Below are 3,933 nucleotides of genomic sequence, written 5' to 3'. Positions count from 1 at the left end.
GACTGGATGACGCGTTGGCGGGCGCGGCGCGCTACGCCTTCGATCTGGCGGCTGAAGTGCCTATCCGTTCGTGGCTGTTCAGTACGGGTCCGTCGGAGCATGTTCTGCTCGTGGTGTTGCATCACATCGCGGGGGACGGTTGGTCCATGGTGCCGCTGGCGCGTGATCTGGCCGAGGCCTATGCGGCCCGGCTGGAGGGTGTGGCGCCTGGGTGGGAGCCGTTGCCGGTGCAGTACGCGGACTACGCGTTGTGGCAGCGCGATCTCCTGGACCAGGTGCGGGATGGCGAAATCTCGTACTGGCGTGACCAGTTGGCCTCGCTTCCGGAGGAGGTGAGCCTTCCCGCCGACCGTGCCCGGCCGGCTGTGGCCTCGTACGCGGGAGAGACGACGGCGTTTGAGCTGGACCCCGACCTGCACCGTGCCGTCGGCGAGCTGGCGCGCGCCCATGACGCCACGGTGTTCATGGTGCTTCAGGCGGCGTTGGCCGTGTTGCTGTCCCGCCTGGGGGCGGGGGAGGACGTTCCGATCGGTTCGCCGGTGGCGGGGCGTTCGGACGAGGCGTTGGACGATCTGGTCGGGTTCTTCGTGAACACGTTGGTGTTGCGGACGGATGTGTCGGGTGATCCGTCGTTCGCCGAGCTGGTGGGCCGGGTGCGTGAGGCGGGTCTGGGCGCTTTGGCGCATCAGGATGTGCCGTTCGAGTACCTGGTCGAGGAGCTGAATCCCCGGCGGTCCGCGGCGCGGCATCCGCTGTTCCAGGTGATGCTGGCGTTGCAGAACACCGAGCAGGCGCGGTTCGAGCTTCCGGGCCTGGCGGTGGCGGTGGAGCCGGTGGGCTCGGGCGTGTCCCGGGTCGACCTCACGCTCAGCCTCGTCGAGGAGCCCGGTGGTGGAGTGCGCGGGGTCGCGGAGTTCGCGACGGATCTGTTCGACCGGGCGACCGTCGAGACGTTCCTGGGCCGGTGGGTGCGGCTCCTGGAGCAGGTGACCGCGCGTCCCGAACTGCCGGTCGGCCGGGCCGACATCCTCACCCCCGAGGAGCGTCACCAGCTCCTGGCGGGCCGCAACGGCGCCGGCCGGCCCGCGCGAAGCCTGCTCACGGCCTTCCGGACACAGGTCGAACGGGTCCCGGACGCCGTCGCGGTCGTCGCCGACGGCAGCCGGCTCACGTACGCCCAGCTCGACGAGCGGGCCGACCGCCTCGCCCGTGAGCTGATCGGCCGTGGTGTCGGCGCGGAACGTCTGGTGGCCATCGCCATGCCGCGCTCGATCGGCTTCGTGGTCGCGGTGCTGGCCGTGGTCAAGGCCGGCGGCATGTACCTGTCGCTCGACGCCCGCTACCCGGAGAGCCAGGTCCGCCGGATGTGGGCGGACAACAACGTCAACCTGCTGCTGACCGACTCGCCGACCCGGGTCCCGGCCTTCGTACCCGGGGACCAGGTGCTGCTCGTCCAGGACGACGCCGCGCACCTCCCGTCCGCGTCGCCGTCCGCCCTGCCCGCCGGCGACCGTGGCGCGGCCCCCGAGCCCGACCGGCTGGCCTGCGTCATCTACACGTCCGGCTCCACCGGCACGCCGAAGGGCATCGGGCTCACTCACGCCGACATCACGTCGCTGGCCGACGATCCGGTGGTCGGCAGGTACCCCGCACGGGTGCTGCTCCACTCGCCGACCGCCTGGGACGCCCTGCCGTTCGAGCTGTGGATGCCTCTTCTGCTCGGTGGCCAGGTCGTCATCGCCCCCGATGTGCCGCTCGACGGACCGCATCTGCGGGACGTCATCCGCGACCACGGCATCACCTCCATGTGGATCACCGCGGGACTGTTCAAGGCGATGGCCGAGGACCATCCCGACTGCTTCGCGCCCGTCCGCCAGGTCTTCACCGGCGGTGAGGTCGTCCCGCAGGAACCGGTCCGGCGCGTCATGGCGGCCTGCCCGGACCTCACCGTGGTCAACGGCTACGGGCCGGGCGAGACCACGACCTTCGCCACCCTGCACGAGATGGTGCCCGGCTACGAGCCCGAGCCGTCCCTGCCGATCGGCCGGCCGATCACCGACAAGCAGGTGTACGTCCTCGACGAGCGCCTCGGTCTGGTGCCGCCCGGCGTGGTGGGCGAGCTCTACGTCGCCGGCGCCGGGATGGCGCGTGGGTACATGGGGCAGCCGGGGCTGAGCTCCCAGCGCTTCGTGGCGAACCCCTACGGTCCGGCCGCCACCCGCATGTACCGCACGGGTGACCTCGCCCGCTGGAACCGGGACGGCCTGCTGGAGTTCGCCGGCCGGGCCGACCACCAGGTCAAGATCCGGGGGTTCCGGATCGAACCGGGTGGGATCGAGTCGGCGCTGCGGCGATGCACCGGAGTGACGCACGCCACCGTCGTGGTCCACACCGTCCGGGAGGGCGATGTCCGTCTCGTCGCCTACGTGGTGACCGAGCCCGGCACCGGGTTCGACCCGTCCGCGGTCGCCGAGGAACTGCGCGAGAAGCTCCCGGAGTACATGGTTCCCTCCCTGATCAAGGCCGTCCCCGCGATACCCCTGACGCCGAACGGGAAGGTGGACCGGGCCGCGCTGCCGGTGCCGGACTTCGGGGCGTTGGTGTCGGAGGGTGGCCGGCGGCCTCGTTCGGCGCCTGAGGTGGCGTTGTGTGAGGTGTTCGCGGAGGTGCTGGGGGTCGAGCGGGTCGGGATCGACGACGACTTCTTCGCGCTGGGCGGCCACTCCTTGCTGGTGATGCGGTTGATGAGCCGTGTCCGTGAGCGGTTGGGCGCGGAGCTCTCCGTCCGGGCGGTGTTCGAGTCGCCGACGGTGGCGGGTTTGGTGGAGCGGTTGGGTTCTGGTGGTGTGGTGCGGCCGGTGTTGGTGGCGGGGGTGCGGCCGGAGCCGTTGCCGTTGTCGTTCGCGCAGCGGCGTCTGTGGTTCCTGCATCGGTTGGAGGGGCCGTCGGCGACGTACAACATGCCGTTGGCGTTGAGGTTGTCGGGTGTGCTGGACCGGGGTGCGTTGGCTGCTGTGTTGGATGACGTGGTGGGTCGGCACGAGTCGCTGCGGACGGTGTTCGCGGAGGTGGACGGTGAGGCCTGCCAGCGGGTGCTGACTGGGGTTTCGGTTCCGCTGGAGACGGTGGAGGTCGACGCCGGCGGACTGGGTGACGCGTTGGCGGGTGCGGCGCGCTACGCCTTCGACCTGGCGGCGGAGATCCCGATCAGGGCGTGGTTGTTCGCCGCGGGTCCGTCGGAGCACGTGTTGGTGGTGGTGTTGCATCACATCGCGGGGGACGGCTGGTCCATGGTGCCGCTGGCCCGCGATCTGGCCGAGGCCTACGCGGCCCGGCTGGAGGGTGTGGCGCCGGGGTGGGAGCCGTTGCCGGTGCAGTACGCGGACTACGCGTTGTGGCAGCGCGAGGTGCTGGATGTGGTGCGGGACGATGAGATCGCCTATTGGCGTGGCCAGTTGGCGTCGCTTCCGGAGGAGGTGAGCCTTCCCGCCGACCGTGCCCGGCCGGCTGTGGCCTCGTACGCCGGTGACATGACGTCCTTCGTCCTCGACCCGAGTCTGCACCGTGCCGTCGGCGAGGTGGCTCGCGCTCACAACGCCACGTTGTTCATGGTGCTGCAGGCCGGTCTCGCGGTGCTGTTGTCCCGTCTCGGTGCGGGGGAGGACATTCCGATCGGTTCGCCGGTGGCGGGGCGTTCGGATGAGGCGTTGGACGATCTGGTCGGGTTCTTCGTGAACACGTTGGTGTTGCGGACGGATGTGTCGGGTGATCCGTCGTTCGCCGAGTTGGTGGGCCGGGTGCGTGAGGCGGGTCTGGGTGCGTTGGCGCATCAGGATGTGCCGTTCGAGTACCTGGTGGAGGAGCTGAATCCCCGGCGGTCGGCGGCGCGGCATCCGCTGTTCCAGGTGATGCTGGCGTTGCAGAACACCGAGC

1 protein-coding gene is annotated in these 3,933 nt (G+C 70.4%); it reads left to right on the top strand.

Annotation, left to right across the window (positions count from 1 at the left end; genetic code table 11):
- Window positions 1–3,933 (top strand): amino acid adenylation domain-containing protein (locus ABD308_RS32775; protein WP_344343169.1); only part of this gene is annotated, 3,933 nt, incomplete at both ends.

The organism is Kitasatospora putterlickiae (genome assembly GCF_039527695.1).
Taxonomy (GTDB): Bacteria; Actinomycetota; Actinomycetes; order Streptomycetales; family Streptomycetaceae; genus Kitasatospora; species Kitasatospora putterlickiae.
Note: the sequence above shows the minus strand (reverse complement) of the source record. Positions and strands in the feature narration are given on the sequence as shown.